The following is a 21,023-nucleotide window of genomic DNA, read 5'->3' on the forward strand; positions in this document are numbered from 1 at the left end:
TACTACTAACTTTGCAATATACTCTTTAAATTCCTGATCGTAAGATCTACGCATAGTGACACGCTCCGCTCTGTAAACTTGTGTTACAAGTCTCTCCATATCGTGTCCACTTTATAGTCTATATTCAATCGTGCCCAAACCGAGCGGAGAGTGAAAGAAAAGGTAACGCAAGAGGTCCTATCGTACCCAAACCGAGCGGAGAGTGAAAGAAAAGGTAACGCAAGAGATCCTATCGTGCCCAAACCGAGCGGAGAGTGAGCTGAATGTAGAATGCAATGAACAGGGTTAGTAGAGTTGGTTGGGTGTGATAGTTTTAGGTGTAGGTAGGTGTTGGTTGGCTTTGATACCTTGAAAATGGTTGTTAGCTTATAAGTTGTTTTCTGAGGTTTTAATGATAGTTGTTAGGATCTTTTTGAGTTCGAGGCATTTGCTTAGTAGTTCTTGACCCTGTTCATTGTTAATATATTCGGATATTCGGAGAAGTTCAAGCCAATATAAAGTCTCGGAAACTTCTTTTAGGGAGATATTTAACTTGTAGATAAAATCTCTTTTTGATTGTGCAACCGTTGCTTCTGCTATGTTTGCACCAATACTTGTACCAGAACGTAATATCTGTTTTGACATAACATATTCTTTTTTCTCACTAACTAAGTGTTAATTATACATAGTGAAAAATGAAATGACTTGTCCTTTATTATATTTTCACTCATTCCTTTCACCTCCTAACTAGGTGGGACATTGGACCTTCAAAGCAAAACCCACAAATGATTCTACATCCTACATTAAAGAAAGAAAATAAAAAGCTTGAGGATTTTCTCCTCAAGCTTTTTATTTTCTTTCTGCAACGTTCAAACGATTAATCGCGCGTTTAAGTGCGTTCTCTGCACGTTTGAAGTCGATGTCATCTTGTTTTGCTTTTTCCATACGACGCTCTGCTCGTTCTTTAGCAGCGCGAGCACGGGAGATGTCGATATCTGATGGCAATTCAGCTGATTCTGCTAAGATACTTACTTGATCGCCGCGTACTTCCATAATTCCGCCAGTGATCGCTACAAGTGTGATTTCAGAATCTTTTTTAATTCGAACCGCTCCAATGGTTAAAGGAGTAACTAAAGGGATATGGTTTGGTAGAATACCAAGTCCGCCATTAATTGTTTTCACGCTTACCATTTCAACGTCTCCATCGAATACTTTACCATCAGGGGTTACAACACTGACATTCATTGTCTTCATGAAAAACCCTCCTTAAGCACTCTTGGCGCCGCCATCAAAGGTGATGGCGACTCGAGTGGAGACTTGTTTATGCCATTTGCTTCGCTTTTTCAACAACTTCTTCGATACGTCCAACAAGACGGAATGCGTCTTCTGGAAGATCGTCATACTTACCATCAAGGATTTCACCGAAACCTTTGATTGTTTCTTTAACTGGTACGTATGATCCTGGTTGTCCAGTGAACTGCTCAGCAACGTGGAAGTTTTGTGATAAGAAGAATTGAATACGACGAGCACGGTGTACTACTAGCTTGTCATCTTCAGATAACTCATCCATACCAAGGATTGCAATGATATCTTGTAACTCTTTATATTTTTGAAGTGTTTGCTGTACACGACGAGCTACTTCATAGTGTTCTTTACCTACGATTTCAGGAGCTAATGCTCTTGAAGTCGATGCAAGTGGGTCTACCGCAGGGTAAATACCCATCTCAGAAAGCTTACGCTCAAGGTTAGTAGTTGCATCTAAGTGAGCGAATGCTGTAGCAGGAGCTGGATCCGTATAGTCATCGGCAGGTACATAGATCGCTTGGATCGATGTTACAGAACCTGTTTTTGTCGATGTGATACGCTCTTGAAGCTGACCCATCTCTGTTGCTAGTGTTGGCTGATAACCTACCGCTGAAGGCATACGTCCAAGAAGGGCTGAAACCTCAGAACCTGCTTGTGTAAAGCGGAAGATGTTATCTACGAATAATAATACGTCCGCACCTTGGTCATCACGGAAGTATTCTGCCATTGTAAGACCTGTAAGAGCAACACGCATACGTGCTCCAGGTGGCTCGTTCATCTGACCGAATACCATCGCTGTTTTCTTGATAACTCCAGAATCACTCATCTCGTGGAAAAGGTCATTTCCTTCACGAGTACGCTCACCTACACCGGCGAATACAGAGATACCACCGTGCTCTTGAGCGATGTTGTTGATTAATTCCTGGATTAATACTGTTTTACCTACACCGGCACCACCGAATAAACCGATCTTACCACCCTTGATGTAAGGAGCTAGTAAGTCTACTACTTTAATTCCTGTTTCAAGAATTTCAGTTTTTGTAGATAGTTCTTCATATTTAGGTGCAGATCTATGAATTGGGTCTCTTCTTACATCAGCCGGTACTGGCTCATCTAAGTCGATATTTTCCCCTAATACGTTAAATACGCGTCCTAATGTTACTTCACCTACTGGTACGGAAATAGCTGCGCCAGTATCAACAACTTCTAATCCACGAACAACACCGTCTGTAGAAGCCATTGCAATTGTACGAACTGAGTCGTCACCTAAGTGAAGAGCAACTTCTAATGTTAACTCGATATCTACTTCACCAGCATGTTGTGCTTTGTGAGAGATTTTTAAAGCGTTATATATCTCAGGTAGTTCACCGCGGTTGAACTTTACGTCAACTACAGGTCCCATAACTTGAGTTACGCGTCCTTTGTTCATTAATTTTTCCTCCTAACTTCCGAGAGTTATTCAAGAGCTGCCGCTCCACCAACAATCTCTGTAATCTCTTGTGTGATTGCAGCTTGTCGTGCACGGTTATACGTAAGTGTAAGATCGTCGATAAGGGCACCAGCATTGTCTGTCGCCGAGCTCATCGCCGTCATCCTTGAACCGAATTCACTTGCTTTTGCATCAAGAAGGGCACCAAAGATTAAGCTTTCAGCATAATGTGGTAAAAGCTGCTCAAGGATAACCTCTTCATTTGGTTCATATATATATTCTGGAGTTGCTGCATCACTAGTAAGCTCAGTTAACGGTAACAGCTTTGTTTCTGTTACATCTTGTTTGATTGGGCTGACAAAATGATTGTAGTAAACATACAACTCATCAAAGATTTCATCTGTAAACATCTGTACTGTTGTCGCTGCGATATTTTTTATATCAGCAAACGTTGGGCTATCAGATAAACCAACGATTTCTTGGATGATTGGCATTTGACGCTTTTTGAAAAAGTCGCGACCAATACGACCCATTACGATAATACCGTATTCGTCTGTTGATTTATGACGCTCTTTGATCGTGTTCATTACCGCACGTAAAATTGAACTGTTGTAAGCACCTGCTAAACCGCGATCAGACGTGATTACGATATAGCCTGTTTTCTTAACAGGACGAGACTCTAGCATCGGATGAGTACTTTCACTATTGCCACCAGCAATAGAGACAACTACATCACGAATTTTATCAGTATAAGGCTGGAAGTTTTGGGCCTTCATCTGCGCTTTGTTAAGCTTAGCTGCAGACACCATTTGCATCGCCTTTGTGATTTGCTTCGTCTTCTTTGTTGAATTAATTCTATTTTTAATATCTCTTAAAGAAGCCATGTTCCGTTCACCACCTTTTTGCTAAACTGGTTTACCATCAAAACTGATGTTCAAAAAGTCGGACTTGTCATCCTCCTTTTTGAACTACCTTATTACTTTGAACTTACGAAGTTTTTCTTAAATGCTTGAATTGCAGCCTTCAGTTCATTTTCGTCAGGCAGTTTACCAGTTGAACGGATTTGGTCTAAAAGATTTTTGTTGTTGTGATCGAAGTGTACATATAACTCTTCTTCAAAACGTTTCACATCTTCAACTGCGATGTCATCTAAGAAGCCTTTTGTTAACGTAAACAGAATAAGTACTTGTTTTTCAACAGCTAATGGCTCATGTAAGCCTTGCTTTAATACTTCTACTGTACGTGCACCACGGTTAAGTTTCGCTTGAGTTGCTTTATCAAGGTCAGAACCGAACTGTGCGAACGCTTCTAACTCACGGTAAGATGCTAAGTCAAGACGAAGTGTACCAGCAACTTTTTTCATTGCATTGATTTGTGCAGAACCCCCTACACGAGATACTGAAAGACCTGCGTTAACCGCTGGACGTACCCCTGAGAAGAAAAGGTCTGATTGTAAGAAGATTTGTCCATCTGTGATGGAGATAACGTTTGTTGGAATATAAGCAGATACGTCACCTGCTTGTGTTTCGATGAATGGTAATGCAGTTAATGAACCGCCACCTTTTGCATCGCTTAACTTAGCTGCACGCTCAAGTAAGCGTGAGTGTAAGTAGAAAACATCCCCTGGATATGCTTCACGACCTGGAGGACGACGAAGTAATAAAGAAAGCTCACGGTAAGCAGATGCTTGTTTTGTTAAATCATCATAGATAACTAAAACGTGCTTACCTTGGTACATGAAGTGCTCACCCATAGTTACCCCAGCATAAGGAGCTAAGAATAATAATGGAGCTGGTTGAGACGCACTCGCTGTAACAACGATTGTATAATCTAATGCACCTTGTTGACGAAGAGTTTCAACAACACCTGCAACTGTAGATTCTTTTTGTCCAATTGCAACGTAGATACAAATCATGTTTTCGTTCTTTTGGTTAATGATTGTGTCGATTGCAATTGCAGTTTTACCTGTTTGACGGTCACCGATAATTAACTCACGTTGACCACGACCGATTGGAATTAAAGAGTCAATTGCTTTAATACCAGTTTGTAGTGGCTCATGAACTGATTTACGATCCATAACTCCAGGAGCTGCATATTCAATTGGACGACTTTCAGTAGTTGCGATTGGTCCTAAACCATCGACTGGTTGACCTAACGAGTTAACTACACGACCAAGAAGTGCATCACCTACAGGAACCTCCATGATACGGCCAGTTCTTTTTACTTCATCACCTTCACGAATATCTGTGTAAGGTCCAAGAATAATAATACCTACAGCATTTTCCTCTAGGTTTTGAGCCATACCCATTACACCGTTAGAAAACTCAAGAAGCTCTCCAGCCATTACGTTTTCTAAACCGTGTGCAAGTGCGATACCATCCCCAACTTGGATAACGGTACCCACATCATTAATTTCAACTTCAGACTGATAGTCCTCAATTTGCTTTTTTATTAGTAAGCTAATTTCATCAGCTTTGATGCTCATATCCTTCACCCCTATCTACTAACGTTTCCAGAAATCATGCGACGTTCAATACGTCTAAGTTGGCTTAACACACTGCCATCATAAATGCGATCACCAATGCGGACTTTAAAGCCGCCGATTAACTCAGGATCAACGATATTATTAATGGTTAGTTTTGCTTTGCCAGCTACTTTTGAGAACGTTGCTTCAAAGGCAATTTTCTCTGCATCAGTAAGTGGCTTTGCCGTGTAAACTTTTGCTTCAGCAATTCCTTGCTCTTCGTTTGTAAGCTTAAGAAATTCTTCTACCATTTTAAAAAGAATCCCCTCACGCTTTTTATCTATGAGTAGGAATAATGTATTTAACAATGTATCACTAATTTTCCCGTGAAAGCTTGCTTTAACAAGATCCTTCTTTTGAGCTGCAGAAACTTTCGGATGCTTGAAGAACGTTTCAAATAGGTTTGTATTTTCAACGACTTCACTAACAACCTTTAACTCTTCTGATATTTGAGCTACTGAATTTTGCTCTTTTGCTAGTTCAAATACTGCGATTGCGTAACGTTTTGCAACGTGGTCTTGTTTCATAGGTCTTCGCCTACTTCTTTAAGGTAGTCTTCGATAAGCTTCGATTGAGCTTTCTCGTCAAGTTCCTTTTCAATCACTTTTGTTGCAACTAATACTGAAAGTGTTGCTACTTGTTCACGTAAAGCTGAAACTGCTTGTTCTTTTTCTCGTTTGATTTCCGCTAAAGCGATATCCTTCATTCTCTCAGCTTCTGCTTTCGCTGATTTTATTGCTTCTTCTGTTTGTTGCTCAGAGATTTTCTTTGCGTTAGCTAAAATACTTTGAGCTTCAGCGCGTGCTGTTTGAATAGCTTCGCGTTGCTCTACTAAGTATTTTTCTGCTTCTTCGCGATTTTTCTCAGCAGAAGTAATTTGATTTGCGATATGCTCTTCACGCTTTTGCATCATTCCGATAATCGGACCAAAAGCAAATTTTTTCAGCAATACAAGGAGAACAAAGAATACTACTAATTGATATGCTGCATTTAACCAAGCTATATTTTCAAACAAAACATTCTCCTCCTTCATCAAGTCTTACATAAGGAATGGCGAAGATTGTGTGAAATACGTTCTCCGCCATTATCTAATAAATCCGAAATTAAGCGTTACCTAAGATTAAGAATGCGATAACGATACCAAGGATTGGAAGTGCCTCTGCAAGTGGTACCCCGATGAACATGATTGTTTGTAAAGAACCTTTAAGCTCAGGTTGACGAGTTACTCCCTCTAAAGTAGCACGTACGATCATTGCTACCCCGAATGCTCCTGCGATTGCTGCTAAACCTGCTACGATTGCCGCTGCTAAAAATACCATGAAAAAATCCTCCTTTGAGATATAAGAAATATGTTTTTTATTATTTTTACGCCCTAAATTTTCAGGACAAATTGATAAACAATGTAATGATTAGTGATCTTCACTAACTTTGTGAGACATATATACCATCGTTAGCATACAGAAGATGAATGCTTGTAGTGATCCGATGAATATACTAAATGCTTGCCAAACTAAAAGTGGTAGTGCCACCCCTACGGCTAAGAATAATGTCGATTTTCCTAAGGTAACAAGCATGACCATTAATACTTCTTTCGCATAGATGTTACCGAAAAGACGCATTCCAAGCGTTAATGTGTTGGAAAAATCCTCAACAATTTTAAACGGGAATAAGAATGGAACTGGACGGAAGTAATCTTTTCCGTATTCCTTGAAACCTTTAATCTTAATTCCATAATAGTGTGTTAATAAAATAACCATTGCTGCTAGAGATAGAGTTAATAATGGATCAGATGTTGGTGATTTCCACCATACTTCATAAACACCATCCGCAATTTTTGACTTAATCTCAAATGGAACTCCTAACATATTTGAAACGAATACGTATAAGAGAATAGTAATCCCAAGCATGACGAAGTTTTTGCCGACTTTCCAATCCATGTTACTGTTGATGATGTTCTTGACGAAATCAACAAGCCATTCTAGAGCATTTTGGGCACCTGTTGGTTTCATTTGGATTCTTCTAGACATAAAAAAACAAACGAAAAAGACGATTGCTGCGGCTACAGTTGTCATTAAAATACTAGACATATTCACCGGTTGACCTAGAAAATACCTTACTGGAGATATTGTTTCCAATTCATTTTCACCTCTTTTCTGACTATAGACGTTTTAGTTGAAAAATAGAATTAATAAATATGATGATATAGGTTAGCATTAAACCTATGACCACACTAATAAAGTGGAAGTTGTCGGGGTATTGATATGCAATATACACAGCGCCTAAGACTAAGGCTATACGAAAAAGTGTTCCTAGAGAAAATTTGGCTCGTCCGGCTTCCACCGACTCACCTAGTCTTTTCACTTGAAAATATGTACTCCACAAATTACTTAGGCTTATAATAGAACCCAATAATAGTCCAAGGAATATTGGTTGGTATGGGGTTACAAGAGCTAAGACAAGAAAAAGACTCATAATAATAACTGTGTATAACGTATAGCGCTTCGTTAACGCAATGTAGTCTCCCATTTACCGATCTTCTCCTTAGAAAAATGCATGTACATTTTTCTTTCTCTATCTTTGGTCTTGATCACGTAAAAAGTGTTTGATAACCACTATGACCCCGTAGGAGCCAGTGCCAAGGCCAAGGAATAGACCTATAATCAGAAATAATGAATTGGTTCCAAAGTAACTATCTAGCCATCTACCACCAAAAACACCTACTAGAATTGAACCTAGTAAGTAGGAACTGATCGTAGACATCAGCGCTAACGTTCGCATTGTTTGTTTAAAGCGTTTAGGATCATCCATCTTAAACACCCTCTTTTCAATTGTGAATTTTGAATTGTTAATTGTGAATAAATGAACGCTTAATTTCAAAGCAAACCTGTCTTAGCAATTCAAAATTCAAAACTCATAATTGGTTCTGTTATGCAACAAGCGAATACGCTTCCTAGTAGTTTCAAGGATGTAAACCCTATCATTATTACCCTTTGTAATCGTACAATAGGGTACTTCATCTGTCAACGAATTTTCACAATAAAAATAATTAAGTTAACAACACTTCCACAGTGCTTAAACCCTTTTAATAAAAGGCGAATTGGTGAACGAAGTCCTTATTTGTCACAAATTGCTATTACAAACGGACATAATTTGTTCACTATTTTACATGTTATTACCATAATAAGTTTATGTAAGGTAGAATGCAAATAGATAAATTGCATTCTACCTATTTCTATTTAATAAGAATGGTATGTCCTGTTACCTTCTCTGTTGTCTCACCGATATAAATCATTGTCTCAATTAAATCTTCTTTTCCTTCTTTTTTTGCATAGACAAGTGTTTTATAAATTCCTTCAGTCAGATCAACATCTTCTAATTCTACTTCTAGTAAGCCACGGTCGACATTTTCTCTCACATCTAAGTACGTAACAAATTGGAATGTATCAGGATCATATAAAGCAATTCCTACTTCCTCAGCACCGCCTGGTAAGTACATTTCATAGCGGTACTGACCTTTTTCATCTCCAAATTCAAAGGAAAAGGCCATGAGTCTAGGATAATTTGGCTCTTCAATAAAAAACATAAAAGGTACACGAACAGGTTCTCTTCCACCCTCTACGATAAATTCACCATAGTGAATTCCAGATTGAAATACTCCAGGTAAAATATCAATCGTAATGGGTACCTTTGTTTCTTCACCAGGACCTAAGATAATCGAGAATGGCACCTTCCACTGTACGCCATCAGGAACGACAAACGGTGGTTTGACATGGTAGGTTCTTTTCTTGTCAGAGGTATTCTTAATGGTTAGTTCAACCTCTTTTTGATGCCTTGATTGCTCTCTAGTCCATTTCCCGAACCCTACAGTTCCTGGATAGATAAGTGTTTCCGCTTGGACTGCTTTCTCAACTTGAATTCGACCCGTCCCTTGTTCATGCGGGGAATATGGTTTACCTTCTTTATCGTGTATTGGTTTAGCCGAATTCATGATTGCAGCTTTAATTTCTTCTGGCGTCCAATCCGGATGCGCTTGCTTCACGAGTGCTGCAAGTCCCGCAACATGCGGCGCCGCCATACTCGTTCCATTTAATCCTAAATAGCCGTTCGGAATTGTACTTTCAATAGAAACTCCCGGAGCGACAACATCCGGTTTCACTACCCAGTTATGAGTAACAGGACCTCTAGAACTAAACGAAGCAATTTGATCTTGTTCTTTTCGATAAATCGTTCGAAGATAATTTTTGGATTTCAGATCAAGTTTGTCTTTTAACCATTCTCCGTCCTCTTTGGAAATTGAAATGACCGGTATATCGATCTGTGTTTCCAGTGAACCCATAAATTCACCTGGTGTGTTGTTATAAATAATGACGCCAATTGCCCCAGCTTGTTGAGCAATTTTTGCTTTTTCACCAAATGGTATGACGCCTCTTTTTACTAGTACAAGTTTGTTTTTCACATCTTCCATTTCCTCGACTCGACCAAGGCCCACTTCTTTAATTTTGTAATCGCGCTTAAATGTCCAAGGCCTTGAACCGACCATCGGATGAAGAGCGATTTCTCTGTCATCACTTTCAAACGTTAAATAAGGCACTTTTAGTGGCGGAGTAGATGCTCCGACTGAGATTGCCTTGACAGAAGTGCCAGGAGAACCGACTGTCCACATGTTTGGACCACTATTACCGTTAGATGTCACACAAATAATTCCTTCATCAACAGCTTTATCAAGAGCAACACTCGTTGGCCAGTCTGGGCCGTTTACAGTATTACCCAATGATAAGTTAATTATATCTACACCATCTTCAACTGCTTTTTCAATGGCCTCAATGACTTGTTCTGTCGTTCCTTTTCCACCCGGACCTAAAGCACGATACGCATAGATCTCAGCTTCAGGAGCAACTCCCTTTATTTTTCCGTTCGCTGCAATAATTCCAGCGACATGTGTTCCATGGATCGTCGGAAGACCTTGTTCTTTTTGAGTTTCTAAAGGATCTCCGTCTTGGTCAATGACGTCATAGCCACCTTTGTAGTTTTTCTTCAGATCTGGATGAGCATAGTCAATCCCAGTATCAATAACTGCTATCTTAATACCTTTTCCCGTTAAACGTTGCCCCTTCTCATCCAACTTGCCACGGATATGATCACCGCCGATAAACGGAACACTTTCATCCAATGTGGCTGTATATTCTCTTAACGGATCCACTCGGGTGATCCCCGCAATCCCCTCTAGAGTGGCTAGATCACTTTTTTTCAGCTGTAGTGAAAAGCCTGAGTATAACGTCTTATACATTTTTCGTAATTGGGAATGAGGGATTTCACGTTCAATCTTTGAAAATATATCTTCGGGATCTCCATCAACCTCTACCATCACAACAGTATTGCCATCATCTTTACTTTTTTGGTGTGGAGGGCGTTCTGGAAAAGTTGCCGCAAAACTCGTTGATAAACAGCTTGCTGTAAAAATAACTGTAAGTAACATTATCCTAAGTTTTCTCATTCGTGTCTGCAATCCCTCCCTATCTAATTAGCATTTTTTAGAGTACCACAATATAACAAAAAACATGCGGGCATTGTCCGCATGTTTTTTGTTCAATGAAAAATGTCAGAATGTAGAATTAAGAATTGTTCAGAAAACGCTCCGAAGGGAGATCTTAGGGCATTCATAATTCATAATTCATAATTCATAATTCATAATTCTTAATTCATAATTCTTAATTCTTAATTCTTAATTTACATTTTAAAAGGTTCCGGTCTAGTACCTGTTCCAAAGTGGTGGAGAATTGCCTCAACAATACGTTTAGAAGCAAAGCCGTCACCATATGGATTTGAGGCTTTTGACATTTTTTTATAGGCTTCTTCATCTGTTAACAGTTGCTTTGCAAGGCCGTAAATTGTTTCCTCATCTGTACCAGCAAGCTTTAATGTTCCAGCTTCAATTCCTTCAGGTCGCTCAGTTGTGTCACGAAGAACAAGGACTGGAACACCTAGTGAAGGTGCTTCTTCTTGAACACCCCCTGAGTCCGTAAGAATGATGTGGGCTCTAGAAGCAAAGTTATGGAAATCTAAAACACCTAATGGTTCAATTAGCTGAATGCGCGGGTCGTTCCCGAGTACTTCATCAGCAATCTCGCGAACAACTGGATTTAAATGGACTGGGTAAACGACTTGTAAATCGTCATGCTCATTGACTAATCGCTTAATTGCCCGGAACATATTTCGCATTGGCTCGCCTAAATTTTCACGACGGTGAGCAGTTAATAATAACAGTCGGTCTGCACCAAGATTAGCTAACACTTCATGATGATACTCTTCAGAAACCGTTGTTTTTAACGCATCGATCGCAGTATTCCCTGTTATGTAGATGGCTTCTTCATGTTTATTCTCAGCGCGAAGGTTATCTGCTGATTTTGATGTCGGTGCAAAATGTAGGTCTGCTATTACACCCGTTAACTGACGATTCATCTCTTCAGGGTATGGTGAGTATTTATTCCACGTACGAAGTCCTGCTTCAACATGTCCTACTGCAATTTGATTATAATAAGCAGCCAAACTTGCTACAAACGTAGTTGATGTATCACCATGAACTAGAACCAAATCTGGTTTCACATCTTTCATGATCTGGTCTAACCCTTGCAGTACGTTTACCGTCACATCTACAAGCGTTTGTCTCGCCTTCATAATGTTTAAGTCATAGTCTGGTTTGACGTTAAAGATTGATAAAACTTGATCTAGCATTTCACGGTGTTGGCCTGTCACAGTCACAATCGATTCGATTTGTTCATATTTTTCAAGTTCCAATACTAAAGGACACATTTTGATAGCCTCAGGACGAGTACCAAAAATCGTCATAACTTTAATTTTCTGATCCATGCGTAAACCCCTTTTTACAATTATGAATGATCAATTGTCAATTTTGAATTAGTGAGGGCGAAGCTTCGTAGCCCTAACCCACACCAATTCATAATTCTTAATTCACAATTCATAATTGATTTTATTTCGTTCCAAACAAGCGGTCACCAGCATCTCCTAAGCCTGGTACAATATAGCCTTTTTCATTTAATTTTTCATCTAATGCTGCAAGATAAATATCCACATCAGGATGAGCGTTTTGAACAAACTCAACGCCTTCTGGTGCAGCGATTAAGCACATTAGTTTAATGTTTTTCGCACCACGTTTTTTTAGCGAGTTAATCGCTTCTACAGCTGAACCACCTGTTGCAAGCATTGGGTCAATGACGATAAACTCACGCTCTTCAACGTCTGTTGGAAGCTTAACATAGTATTCAACTGGTTGAAGCGTCTCAGGATCACGATAAAGACCAACATGTCCAACTTTTGCTGCTGGAATTAGCTTTAAAATACCGTCTACCATTCCTAAACCTGCACGTAAAATTGGAACTAGTCCAAGTTTTTTACCAGCAATCGTTTTCGATTTCGCAGGACCTACAGGCGTTTCCACAGTTACCTCTTTAAGTGGAAGATCTCGAGTAATCTCAAAAGCCATTAGTGCCGCAACTTCGTCAACTAGCTCACGAAACTCTTTGGTCCCAGTACTTTTATCTCGAATGTACGTTAATTTGTGCTGAATTAATGGGTGGTCAAATACAAATACTTTACTCATATGTTTATCCGCTCCTATACTTGAGGTTTATGTACTATATGTTAATATACCACGTAAACTCTTTTTTGTTCCTTGAAGATTTTACATAAAAAATCTGTCGACTTCAAGGATAAATATGGAGAATGTGGAAGATCACGTGGAGATATTGTGTCGAGTTCGGTTGAGCAGAGGTCTCGGACTCACTCATGCGGACTCAAATGACCTTATTTCACCTTTTTCTTCGCTTTTTGAAATTTCGCGGACTGAAAGGGCACTATTTGACCAAAAATCCCGCTTTTCCGCTGTTTATCTTGCAAATAGGGGCCCCTGTGACCGCGAAACTCTCATTTTGCCCTTTTTTTGCAAAATAACGTCCTCTCGGTCCGCTTCACTTCTTACAAAGGTCAGCCTAGACAGATGAACATGTTTTCTGTACCCACAACACCTAACCACACACAAAAAAAGCCCGAGGACCATACCCCGAGCTTCCCTTTTATCTCTTATAAATTCTCATACATTGGATATTTGTTCATTAGTGCTGCAACACGCTCTCTAGCTTCAGCAAGTTTTTCTTCGTTCTCGATATTCTTTAGAGTCGAAGCAATGATCTCACCGATTTCATCCATATCTTCAAGACCTAGTCCACGCGAAGTAACTGCAGCCGTACCAATACGGATACCACTTGTTACGAATGGACTTTGTGGATCAAATGGAATTGTGTTTTTATTCGTTGTAATGCCGATCTCATCAAGGGCATGCTCTGCAACTTTTCCAGTCATGTCAAGGCTACGTAGATCTAAAAGAACTAAGTGGTTATCTGTTCCGCCTGATACAAGGTTAATACCTTCCGCAACAAGTTTTTCACCTAGGCGCTTCGCATTATCTCTCACACGCTCAGCATACTGCTTGAATTCAGGTTGAAGTGCTTCACCAAATGCAACTGCTTTCGCTGCAATCACGTGCATTAGTGGACCACCTTGGATTCCTGGGAAAATTGATTTATCAATTTTCTTTGCCCACTCTTCTTTACATAAAATCATTCCGCCACGAGGTCCGCGTAATGTTTTATGCGTAGTTGTTGTCACGAAGTCCGCATATGGAACAGGATTTTCGTGTAATCCTGCAGCAACAAGTCCAGCAATGTGAGCCATGTCAACCATGAAATACGCGCCAACTTCATCAGCGATTTCACGGAACTTTTTGAAATCAATTGCTCTTGGGTATGCACTTGCACCCGCAACAATTAGCTTTGGTTTATGTAATCTAGCTTTTTCTGCCACATCTTTGTAATTAATGCGTTGTGTTTCTTCATCGACACCATACTCAACGAAATTGTACTGAACGCCACTGAAGTTTACTGGGCTTCCATGTGTAAGGTGACCACCATGAGATAAATTCATTCCTAGAACTGTATCCCCATGGTTTAAAATTGTAAAATAAACAGCCATATTTGCTTGAGCACCTGAATGTGGTTGAACGTTTACGTGTTCAGCACCAAAAATTTCTTTGGCACGATCTCTTGCAATATCTTCGACAACATCCACATGTTCACAACCGCCATAATAGCGCTTGCCAGGATAGCCTTCTGCATATTTATTAGTTAGGACTGAGCCTTGTGCTTCCATAACAGCTTCACTTACAAAGTTCTCTGATGCAATTAATTCAATTTTATCACGTTGTCTCGATAACTCATCTTGCATTGCTTCATAAAGTTTTGGATCCTGTTGCTTAAGCTTTTCCATTTTACAAAAACCCCTTCCAAGCATTAAATACTAAAACATGTTCACTATTTTATCACAATTAGGATATTGTGTAGATACTAATTTTTTAAAAGTTTTCTAGTTACAGTTTCCTTCTTCCGCTTGCAGTTCATACACTGCTCTCGCGCCACCAATTAACTTTGGTCTCGTGACAGCTAGTGTTAGATGAGCTTGACCGACCATTCTCACTTTACTTCTTACCGGAACGGCAACATGCTTTAAATGCATCCCAATTAACGTATCACCAATATCAATTCCCGCATCTGCCTTAATAAATTCTACAACGACAGGGTTTTTCATCTCGCTATACGCAAATGCTGCCATTGAGCCACCAGCTTTGGGAACAGGAATGACCGATACTGGTTCCAAGCCATAGACTTTACGAGTAGTGTCTTCAACCACTAGCGCTCGGTTCAAGTGCTCGCAGCATTGAAATGCTAGGTGGACGCCAGTCCTCTTCTGAAACTCTTGCACCCCCTGAAAAATAGCTTCCGCCACTTCCTTCGTTCCAGAGGTTCCAATGTGTTCACCAATCACTTCACTTGTACTTGTTCCAATTACCAAGATATGCTCGTCTGTTAATCGCTTTTTGCTATCTAAATCGACTAACGCTTGTGAAACTTGCTCGAATATCTCAGACATATTTCCACCTGCTTTCTTAAAAAATATCCACCAGGCACTAGTACCTGATGGAAATGTCCTGATTATTTATTTTCTAATAAAGTTATTTTTTCAACACGGCGGGCATGACGACCACCTTCGAACTCAGTCTCTAACCAGATTTTTGCAATTTCTCTTGCTAGCCCTGGTCCAATGACTCTTTCGCCCATTGATAAAATATTACTATCGTTATGCTCACGAGTTGCTTTCGCACTAAACGTGTCATGAACCAGTGCACAACGAACCCCTTTAATTTTATTAGCTGCAATACTCATTCCAATACCTGTTCCGCAAATTAATATTCCACGGTCCACTTCCCCATTGACTACTTTTTCGGCAACTGGTAATGCGTAATCAGGATAGTCAACTGAATCCTCACAATTACAACCAACATCCTCATATTGAATGTTCATTTCATCCATAAGACTTTTGATTTCTGCTTTAATATTTAATCCACCGTGATCTGAAGCGATTGCTACTTTCATTCGTAAATCCTCCAATATTAGGTTGTAAATTTGCCTATAGTTTTTTTCAATTTAGTGGCTTGCGTTGCCAGGACTTCCGCAGAAGCGGCAATTTCTTGCATAACCGCTGCTTGTTCTGAAGTTGCTGATGATACTTCCACTGTTCCAGCAGACGTTTCTTCAGCAATAGCGGCCACTTCTTGAGACTCCCTTGTTGTTATACGAATTGACTGAAGCTGACGATCAATAATCTCAGTTATATCTTGAACTGCTTTCGCTACTTCATTCACTGATTTTGTCATATCAGCAATTGCCTCGTTTGTACGCGTGCCTTTTTGTGCTTCTTTATTCGCGACTTCTACTTGCTTTGAAATCTGAGAAACTACATTTGATACTTCATTCTGAATATTTTTCACCAGTTGTGAAATTCCTTTAACAGCCTTTGAGCTTTCATCTGCAAGCTTACGAACCTCATCAGCTACAACAGCAAATCCTCGGCCTTGTTCTCCCGCTCTTGCCGCTTCAATTGAGGCATTCAACGCAAGTAGATTTGTTTGCTCAGCAATATCGCCAACAAGAGAAATAATCTCTCCTACCTTTTTCGCATGGCCCTCTAGACGACTTACCACAGTTAAGGAATTTTGATTATCTGACGCTAGTTGATTAATTCCAGCAACTAACGAGTGAATGACTTGTTTGCTCTCTTCTAATGTATCAACCATTTCAACTGATAGTTGTTTTGAGACATTGGCGCGATTTTGCACTTGATCTGCAAGTTCAGAGACATCCTCCATTGACTCAGCAGTGGCTTGTATCGCAGTTGCAGAACTTTCTGCACCTACTGCGATTTCGTCTACGGTACGTCCAATATTTTGTGCTTGCAATGATGCTGCTTGAGATGCAGATTTAATCTCGTTTACTTTCTCATTTGTTAATTCAAAGTTTGTGCCAATGTCAGATACCATTGAGCGCAGATTTTGTACCATGTCCTGATAGGCTAGTCCTAATGCACGGATCTCATCGTCCGATTTCGTCACTTCCACATCAACTCGGATGTCTCCGTTGGCTACCTTTCTTGAAGCCTCTTCTAACCTCGTTAACGGCTTTGTAATGAATCCAGCGGCAATAAAGCCAAGAATTGCACACCAAAAGACACCAAGAACTAGAGTAATAACAGTGAAAATATCTTCATTTACCCCTAATATACTACCAAGAACTTCACTTAGATAAAAAATAAAAAACGCACTAGTTGCATAGGTAACCGCCGCAACCGCAGATATACCTATCACCATCTTTTTTCTAAGACTAAACCTGTACTTCTTTTTTTCATTCATGGTACTTCCCCCTACATTCCCCTAATTAAAAATCTTTAAAGTCTTGAAAGCATATTATCAATTGCTTCTTCTATTTCCTTTGCCGTCCTTCGATAAATTGCAACAGAGCCTCCAAATGGATCTGAAATATCTAGCGATGGCATTAGCTGTTCTAAGCGCTCAATGGCTAGACGATCGTCTTTAATAATCGCTTGTAGACGTTTACTTATTTCGTCTAAACGTCTTTTTGAAGCATCACCTTGTAACGAATTTAATTGTTCTAGCTCTTCTTTATGCTGTTGGAGAAACTGCGCTTGCTTAAGTTGAAGCTCGGCATAATGATGTTGAAGAAGTTGTCTCTTTTCTACCACATCATTCTCATAAGCAAACTCTTTCAATGTATGTATTTTATCGACAAATAGAGGAAATTGTTTAACAAGTAGGGCCTTGTGACTTTCGGTTAACGTTAAGACAAGATCTGCCCACTCCATGACTTCTTTATCTACTAAACTTGACGAATGTACTAGAGAAATTCCTTTCTCGTGTAGAACCTCTAACGTACCTTCTGAAGCATTCATCCCTGGTAATGCACTTACACCTGCTGATTTCACTTCAAGATCTGGACGCTTTTGTTTTAATAAAGCTTGTGCAAGGGGACTTCTGCAAGTATTACCTGTACATACGAAGAGGATATTTCTCATGTCCTCACTTCCCTTCTACATTATTTATCATATTTTCAAGAAAATCGATAAGGATTTACTAAAAATTATAGTACGAAAAAATGTTAACAACAACGAAGTGCTGTTAACATTTATAAGTTTACCATAAAATATCGTTTTCACTATGGCTAAATTGGTAACAATAATTTAATTCCAAACGCTACTAAAATACTACCACCTAATATCTCTCCATAAACCCCTATGTATCCTTGAACCTTTTTTCCAATAATTAGCCCAAGCCAAGCTAAAACCATACTCATCATTCCAAAGCTTAATAGAGTAATTACGGTTTTCGCACCAATCATCCCAAGGCTTAAACCTACAGAAAAACTGTCAACACTAACACTTAACGCAAATAGTATTAGACCAATTCCTACTGGTTGCAGGGTTCTTCCTTCTTCATCATCCGAAAATAAAGCCGAGTATAACATTTGTAGCCCAAGGATAATTAACAATACCCCTCCAATTATGATAGCCACCAGACCAAAATACTGAGACAAAAACTTACCAATGACAATTCCTAAAAAAGGCATAATGACATGAAAAGCACCAATCGTCACACCAATTTTAAAAATATGTTTATAACGAAGTCCCAACATCCCCATCCCAATGGCCAAGGAGAATGCGTCCATACCTAAGGCAAATGCCATAATACTAATCGCAATTAGTTCATTCAACAAAAGGATCTCCCCCTAGTACATGCTACTCTACCCTATGCACGTCCAAGGGGAAATATTATAATTTTCAATGATGAATTAATAATTATGAATTATTTTCCTTATCTTCGAAGCAATAACCCAGAAAATCATTTCAATTCATAATTCACAATTGACAATTCATAATTGTTCTTTAATAACGTCTCCACCTGCAGCTTTGGTTAAGCGATTCATAATGGCTTTTCCGACAGCTTCCTCTGAAAATGTTTCACTATAAATAACATCGAGATCGTATTCATCAAATTTTCTTAGCACTTCATACAAGTGCTGAGCAACTGTTGCTAAATCGGTTGCCGTTCCAGAAGGTAAGACAACGTCAGCTTGATAGTTGGGAACACCTTCTATTGTTGTAAGCACACCTACTTTTTTACCTGCCGCTTTTGCGTTTTCCACCTGTTCTTGTAAAAAAGCTGCAGTTCCATCAACTAAAAATAATTTTGCCTGCGGGGCATAATGCTTATATTTGACTCCAGGAGATTTAGGAGCTTGTCCATCATCTTCTAGAGCTGGATCTACAACCACATTGCCGATCACTTTCTCAAGCTGTTCACGAGTAACTCCACCTGGTCGTAAAATCATCGGTACCTCTGTCGTGCAATCAAGCACGGTTGACTCTAGCCCTACGCCCGTCGGACCACCATCAACAATACCAGCAATTTTCCCATTTAAATCACTAAGCACATGAGCAGCCAATGTTGGACTAGGCTTTCCTGAAACATTCGCACTCGGAGCAGCTATCGGTAAGTCCGCCTCACTTATGATCGCTAAGGCAACTGGGTGATCAGGCATCCGAACAGCAACAGTGGATAACCCAGCTGTTACATTTTCTGCAATTCCCTCTCCCTTGTTAAGTACTAATGTTAATGGCCCTGGCCAAAATGCATCAATCAGTATTTTGGCGTGAAGCGGAATTTCGTCTACAAGTCTTTCTAATTGAACTACGCTCGCAATGTGGACAATTAACGGATTGTCGCTTGGTCTTCCTTTTGCTTGGAAGATTTTCGCGACCGCTTCCTCTGAATAAGCATTTGCCCCCAGACCATATACCGTTTCAGTCGGAAAGGCAACGACCTCATTTTCTCTTATCCACATTGCCGCTTCTTCAATTTGCGGAACAATTTCACGCTCTTTATCCACAATCCAGTTTTTCGTTTCAATGAAACCCATGTTAAAAACTCCTTAGACCTTAATTATATTTTCTATCTTACCTTATTATTTTGCTTTGATAAACTTGTCCACAACAATTCTTCCGTTTTACACGAAAAAAAAGTTATCCACTAACTGTGGATAACCTGTTGATAACCTTTTCATCTTCAGTTTATTCACTCCAAGACAGTTTGTCCACAGTTGCTGTTTACAAATTAAATCTCGTCTGTGGATAATTCCATGACCTTCGTAACTCCTTCTACATACTGAGCAAAGTGCTCGGTATCCTTTAAATGGCCGGGAACATCCTGCTCTTCTAGAATTCGAAAGCCTATGTATTCGAAAAACGGCAAGGATGAATTCGTTAGTAAATATAATTTTTCATAGCCTTTTTGTTTGCCATAAGATACTGCTAATTCAATGAAGTCTAGGCCAACTTTTGCATTCCAACTTTCAGAAGCCATTACTAATGATCGAAGTAAGCCATCTTTTCCAATTGGCTCAATCCCTACAGTGCCAATGACTTTTTTGTCTGGGTCCTCTACAACAAGAAAATTATCAATGTTTTGTTCAATACCTCGTTCGGATAGATTAGCTTTTGCTAATAAGTGCTGGATCGGTAACAAATCTTTTTCTGTAGCAATTCTTATTACGATTCCCATTGTTTCTCCTCCTACAAAATGGCTTGTACTATACCATCCTATGACGGAAAAAGAGAGAGTATTACTACTTTTAGATAAAAAGTGATTTTACTTTTTGAAAGATTTCTACCACGAAAAAGCGAACTTCAACTTCTCCTGACTCTTCAGATTGTGCATCACCCTCGTTAGCTACAGCATCTCCGTTAGCGAAATCGATAAAGCATAATGGTGGGAACAGAACACACCACCAGTTTTCACCTTTCCCTTCACCAATTGTAATTAACACCGCTTCATACATTCCTGCTGGATACAAAACATTTCCATAAAGCTTTGTCGGAAATTGCACATCATTAAACTCAACTGTAAAACTATCTTTTATTCCAAGTCTAGCAAGCTCGTGTTCAACAATGTCTTCGATTTTGTCTAGTTGAGACTCAATGACATCTCTAGCATTTTCAATCGTTTCTAGCTCAGTCACCCATTTTGTAATTTCTGCATTTACTTGATCACGAATTTCACGTTTTAACCATTGATCTCTCGGTGAGTCGCTATTTGCTAAAATACGTAAGCGGATTGCATCCTCAGGTATCGTCACCAAATTCGATGCAGCCACCGACATACTTCTTTGAGCCTCCCAGCTCATTATTAAAACTAGTAAACTAGTAATTATGTAAATAATAACCTTTTGATTTTTTTTCATTTTAAATCCCCCCAACCTTTTTGTAGTACTAGGTTGGACAAGATTACTAGATTATAAACCCTTTTTTTTT

The 21,023-nt window shown here is 39.5% G+C and carries 22 protein-coding genes and 1 pseudogene; all 23 read right to left on the reverse strand.

Annotated features, from left to right (window positions below):
• Positions 1-366: 366 nt before the first annotated feature.
• Positions 367-633 (reverse strand): annotated as a pseudogene (locus DS745_RS05060) (four helix bundle protein); the annotation flags it as partial.
• Positions 634-828: 195 nt separating this feature from the next.
• Positions 829-1,233: a F0F1 ATP synthase subunit epsilon gene (locus DS745_RS05065; protein ID WP_129077202.1), complete on the reverse strand. Its 405-nt coding sequence runs from the start codon at positions 1,231-1,233 to the stop codon at positions 829-831.
• Positions 1,234-1,300: 67 nt separating this feature from the next.
• On the reverse strand, positions 1,301-2,713 hold the full coding sequence (gene atpD, locus DS745_RS05070) for a F0F1 ATP synthase subunit beta (protein ID WP_129077203.1): 1,413 nt from the start codon (positions 2,711-2,713) through the stop codon (positions 1,301-1,303).
• Between the two features lie 26 nt (positions 2,714-2,739).
• A complete protein-coding gene (locus DS745_RS05075) occupies positions 2,740-3,597 on the reverse strand; it encodes a F0F1 ATP synthase subunit gamma (protein WP_129077204.1) in 858 nt (285 codons plus the stop codon).
• Positions 3,598-3,689: 92 nt separating this feature from the next.
• On the reverse strand, positions 3,690-5,198 hold the full coding sequence (gene atpA, locus DS745_RS05080) for a F0F1 ATP synthase subunit alpha (protein WP_129077205.1): 1,509 nt from the start codon (positions 5,196-5,198) through the stop codon (positions 3,690-3,692).
• A gap of 11 nt (positions 5,199-5,209) precedes the next feature.
• A complete protein-coding gene (locus DS745_RS05085) occupies positions 5,210-5,764 on the reverse strand; it encodes a F0F1 ATP synthase subunit delta (RefSeq protein ID WP_129077206.1) in 555 nt (184 codons plus the stop codon).
• The gene (gene atpF / locus DS745_RS05090; RefSeq protein ID WP_196121196.1) at positions 5,761-6,252 is read right to left on the reverse strand and encodes a F0F1 ATP synthase subunit B; all 492 of its coding nucleotides are present in this window, start codon (positions 6,250-6,252) and stop codon (positions 5,761-5,763) included. Before atpF ends, DS745_RS05085 begins: the two co-directional genes overlap by 4 nt.
• Positions 6,253-6,340: 88 nt before the next feature.
• Positions 6,341-6,556, reverse strand: a complete 216-nt coding sequence (gene atpE / locus DS745_RS05095; RefSeq protein ID WP_129077208.1) for a F0F1 ATP synthase subunit C — start codon at positions 6,554-6,556, stop codon at positions 6,341-6,343.
• 90 nt (positions 6,557-6,646) lie between these two features.
• Entirely contained in the window at positions 6,647-7,372 is a 726-nt protein-coding gene (gene atpB / locus DS745_RS05100) for a F0F1 ATP synthase subunit A (protein ID WP_129077209.1), read from the reverse strand.
• A 22-nt stretch (positions 7,373-7,394) separates the two neighbouring features.
• Positions 7,395-7,763: an ATP synthase subunit I gene (locus DS745_RS05105; protein ID WP_129077210.1), complete on the reverse strand. Its 369-nt coding sequence runs from the start codon at positions 7,761-7,763 to the stop codon at positions 7,395-7,397.
• A 45-nt stretch (positions 7,764-7,808) separates the two neighbouring features.
• Positions 7,809-8,045, reverse strand: coding sequence for an AtpZ/AtpI family protein (locus DS745_RS05110; protein WP_129077211.1), 237 nt, complete (start codon positions 8,043-8,045; stop codon positions 7,809-7,811).
• A gap of 424 nt (positions 8,046-8,469) precedes the next feature.
• Entirely contained in the window at positions 8,470-10,731 is a 2,262-nt protein-coding gene (locus DS745_RS05115) for a S8 family serine peptidase (RefSeq protein WP_129077212.1), read from the reverse strand.
• 233 nt (positions 10,732-10,964) lie between these two features.
• A complete protein-coding gene (gene wecB, locus DS745_RS05120; protein WP_129077213.1) occupies positions 10,965-12,104 on the reverse strand; it encodes a non-hydrolyzing UDP-N-acetylglucosamine 2-epimerase in 1,140 nt (379 codons plus the stop codon).
• Positions 12,105-12,225: 121 nt separating this feature from the next.
• The gene (gene upp, locus DS745_RS05125; RefSeq protein ID WP_129077214.1) at positions 12,226-12,855 is read right to left on the reverse strand and encodes a uracil phosphoribosyltransferase; all 630 of its coding nucleotides are present in this window, start codon (positions 12,853-12,855) and stop codon (positions 12,226-12,228) included.
• Positions 12,856-13,334: 479 nt separating this feature from the next.
• On the reverse strand, positions 13,335-14,576 hold the full coding sequence (gene glyA / locus DS745_RS05130) for a serine hydroxymethyltransferase (protein WP_129077215.1): 1,242 nt from the start codon (positions 14,574-14,576) through the stop codon (positions 13,335-13,337).
• A gap of 96 nt (positions 14,577-14,672) precedes the next feature.
• Positions 14,673-15,236: a TIGR01440 family protein gene (locus tag DS745_RS05135; protein WP_129077216.1), complete on the reverse strand. Its 564-nt coding sequence runs from the start codon at positions 15,234-15,236 to the stop codon at positions 14,673-14,675.
• Positions 15,237-15,298: 62 nt separating this feature from the next.
• Positions 15,299-15,739: a ribose 5-phosphate isomerase B gene (gene rpiB, locus DS745_RS05140; protein WP_129077217.1), complete on the reverse strand. Its 441-nt coding sequence runs from the start codon at positions 15,737-15,739 to the stop codon at positions 15,299-15,301.
• A gap of 17 nt (positions 15,740-15,756) precedes the next feature.
• Complete coding sequence (locus tag DS745_RS05145; RefSeq protein WP_129077218.1) at positions 15,757-17,052, reverse strand: methyl-accepting chemotaxis protein; 1,296 nt, start codon at positions 17,050-17,052, stop codon at positions 15,757-15,759.
• Positions 17,053-17,087: 35 nt separating this feature from the next.
• Positions 17,088-17,732, reverse strand: coding sequence for a low molecular weight protein arginine phosphatase (locus tag DS745_RS05150; protein WP_129077219.1), 645 nt, complete (start codon positions 17,730-17,732; stop codon positions 17,088-17,090).
• A gap of 146 nt (positions 17,733-17,878) precedes the next feature.
• Complete coding sequence (locus tag DS745_RS05155; RefSeq protein WP_129077362.1) at positions 17,879-18,400, reverse strand: manganese efflux pump MntP; 522 nt, start codon at positions 18,398-18,400, stop codon at positions 17,879-17,881.
• 186 nt (positions 18,401-18,586) lie between these two features.
• Complete coding sequence (locus DS745_RS05160) at positions 18,587-19,633, reverse strand: L-threonylcarbamoyladenylate synthase (protein WP_129077220.1); 1,047 nt, start codon at positions 19,631-19,633, stop codon at positions 18,587-18,589.
• A gap of 194 nt (positions 19,634-19,827) precedes the next feature.
• Positions 19,828-20,274: a GNAT family N-acetyltransferase gene (locus tag DS745_RS05165; protein ID WP_129077221.1), complete on the reverse strand. Its 447-nt coding sequence runs from the start codon at positions 20,272-20,274 to the stop codon at positions 19,828-19,830.
• Positions 20,275-20,344: 70 nt separating this feature from the next.
• Positions 20,345-20,953, reverse strand: a complete 609-nt coding sequence (spoIIR, locus tag DS745_RS05170; protein ID WP_129077222.1) for a stage II sporulation protein R — start codon at positions 20,951-20,953, stop codon at positions 20,345-20,347.
• Positions 20,954-21,023 lie beyond the last annotated feature (70 nt).

It is taken from the genome of Anaerobacillus alkaliphilus (genome assembly GCF_004116265.1).
Taxonomy (GTDB): domain Bacteria; phylum Bacillota; class Bacilli; order Bacillales; family Anaerobacillaceae; genus Anaerobacillus; species Anaerobacillus alkaliphilus.

Excerpts from the sequence above, each read along its gene's own strand:
- DS745_RS05165 (WP_129077221.1), bottom strand. The coding sequence starts at position 20,274 with ATGGGAATCGTAATAAGAATTGCTACAGAAAAAGATTTGTTACCGATC.
- atpA (WP_129077205.1), bottom strand. The coding sequence starts at position 5,198 with ATGAGCATCAAAGCTGATGAAATTAGCTTACTAATAAAAAAGCAAATT.
- atpD (WP_129077203.1), bottom strand. The coding sequence starts at position 2,713 with ATGAACAAAGGACGCGTAACTCAAGTTATGGGACCTGTAGTTGACGTA.
- DS745_RS05085 (WP_129077206.1), bottom strand. The coding sequence starts at position 5,764 with ATGAAACAAGACCACGTTGCAAAACGTTACGCAATCGCAGTATTTGAA.
- DS745_RS05110 (WP_129077211.1), bottom strand. The coding sequence starts at position 8,045 with ATGGATGATCCTAAACGCTTTAAACAAACAATGCGAACGTTAGCGCTG.
- DS745_RS05135 (WP_129077216.1), bottom strand. The coding sequence starts at position 15,236 with ATGTCTGAGATATTCGAGCAAGTTTCACAAGCGTTAGTCGATTTAGAT.
- DS745_RS05075 (WP_129077204.1), bottom strand. The coding sequence starts at position 3,597 with ATGGCTTCTTTAAGAGATATTAAAAATAGAATTAATTCAACAAAGAAG.
- rpiB (WP_129077217.1), bottom strand. The coding sequence starts at position 15,739 with ATGAAAGTAGCAATCGCTTCAGATCACGGTGGATTAAATATTAAAGCA.
- atpE (WP_129077208.1), bottom strand. The coding sequence starts at position 6,556 with ATGGTATTTTTAGCAGCGGCAATCGTAGCAGGTTTAGCAGCAATCGCA.
- DS745_RS05150 (WP_129077219.1), bottom strand. The coding sequence starts at position 17,732 with ATGAGAAATATCCTCTTCGTATGTACAGGTAATACTTGCAGAAGTCCC.
- upp (WP_129077214.1), bottom strand. The coding sequence starts at position 12,855 with ATGAGTAAAGTATTTGTATTTGACCACCCATTAATTCAGCACAAATTA.
- DS745_RS05155 (WP_129077362.1), bottom strand. The coding sequence starts at position 18,400 with ATGGCATTTGCCTTAGGTATGGACGCATTCTCCTTGGCCATTGGGATG.
- spoIIR (WP_129077222.1), bottom strand. The coding sequence starts at position 20,953 with ATGAAAAAAAATCAAAAGGTTATTATTTACATAATTACTAGTTTACTA.
- DS745_RS05115 (WP_129077212.1), bottom strand. The coding sequence starts at position 10,731 with ATGAGAAAACTTAGGATAATGTTACTTACAGTTATTTTTACAGCAAGC.
- glyA (WP_129077215.1), bottom strand. The coding sequence starts at position 14,576 with ATGGAAAAGCTTAAGCAACAGGATCCAAAACTTTATGAAGCAATGCAA.
- wecB (WP_129077213.1), bottom strand. The coding sequence starts at position 12,104 with ATGGATCAGAAAATTAAAGTTATGACGATTTTTGGTACTCGTCCTGAG.
- DS745_RS05160 (WP_129077220.1), bottom strand. The coding sequence starts at position 19,633 with ATGGGTTTCATTGAAACGAAAAACTGGATTGTGGATAAAGAGCGTGAA.
- DS745_RS05065 (WP_129077202.1), bottom strand. The coding sequence starts at position 1,233 with ATGAAGACAATGAATGTCAGTGTTGTAACCCCTGATGGTAAAGTATTC.
- DS745_RS05105 (WP_129077210.1), bottom strand. The coding sequence starts at position 7,763 with ATGGGAGACTACATTGCGTTAACGAAGCGCTATACGTTATACACAGTT.
- DS745_RS05145 (WP_129077218.1), bottom strand. The coding sequence starts at position 17,052 with ATGAATGAAAAAAAGAAGTACAGGTTTAGTCTTAGAAAAAAGATGGTG.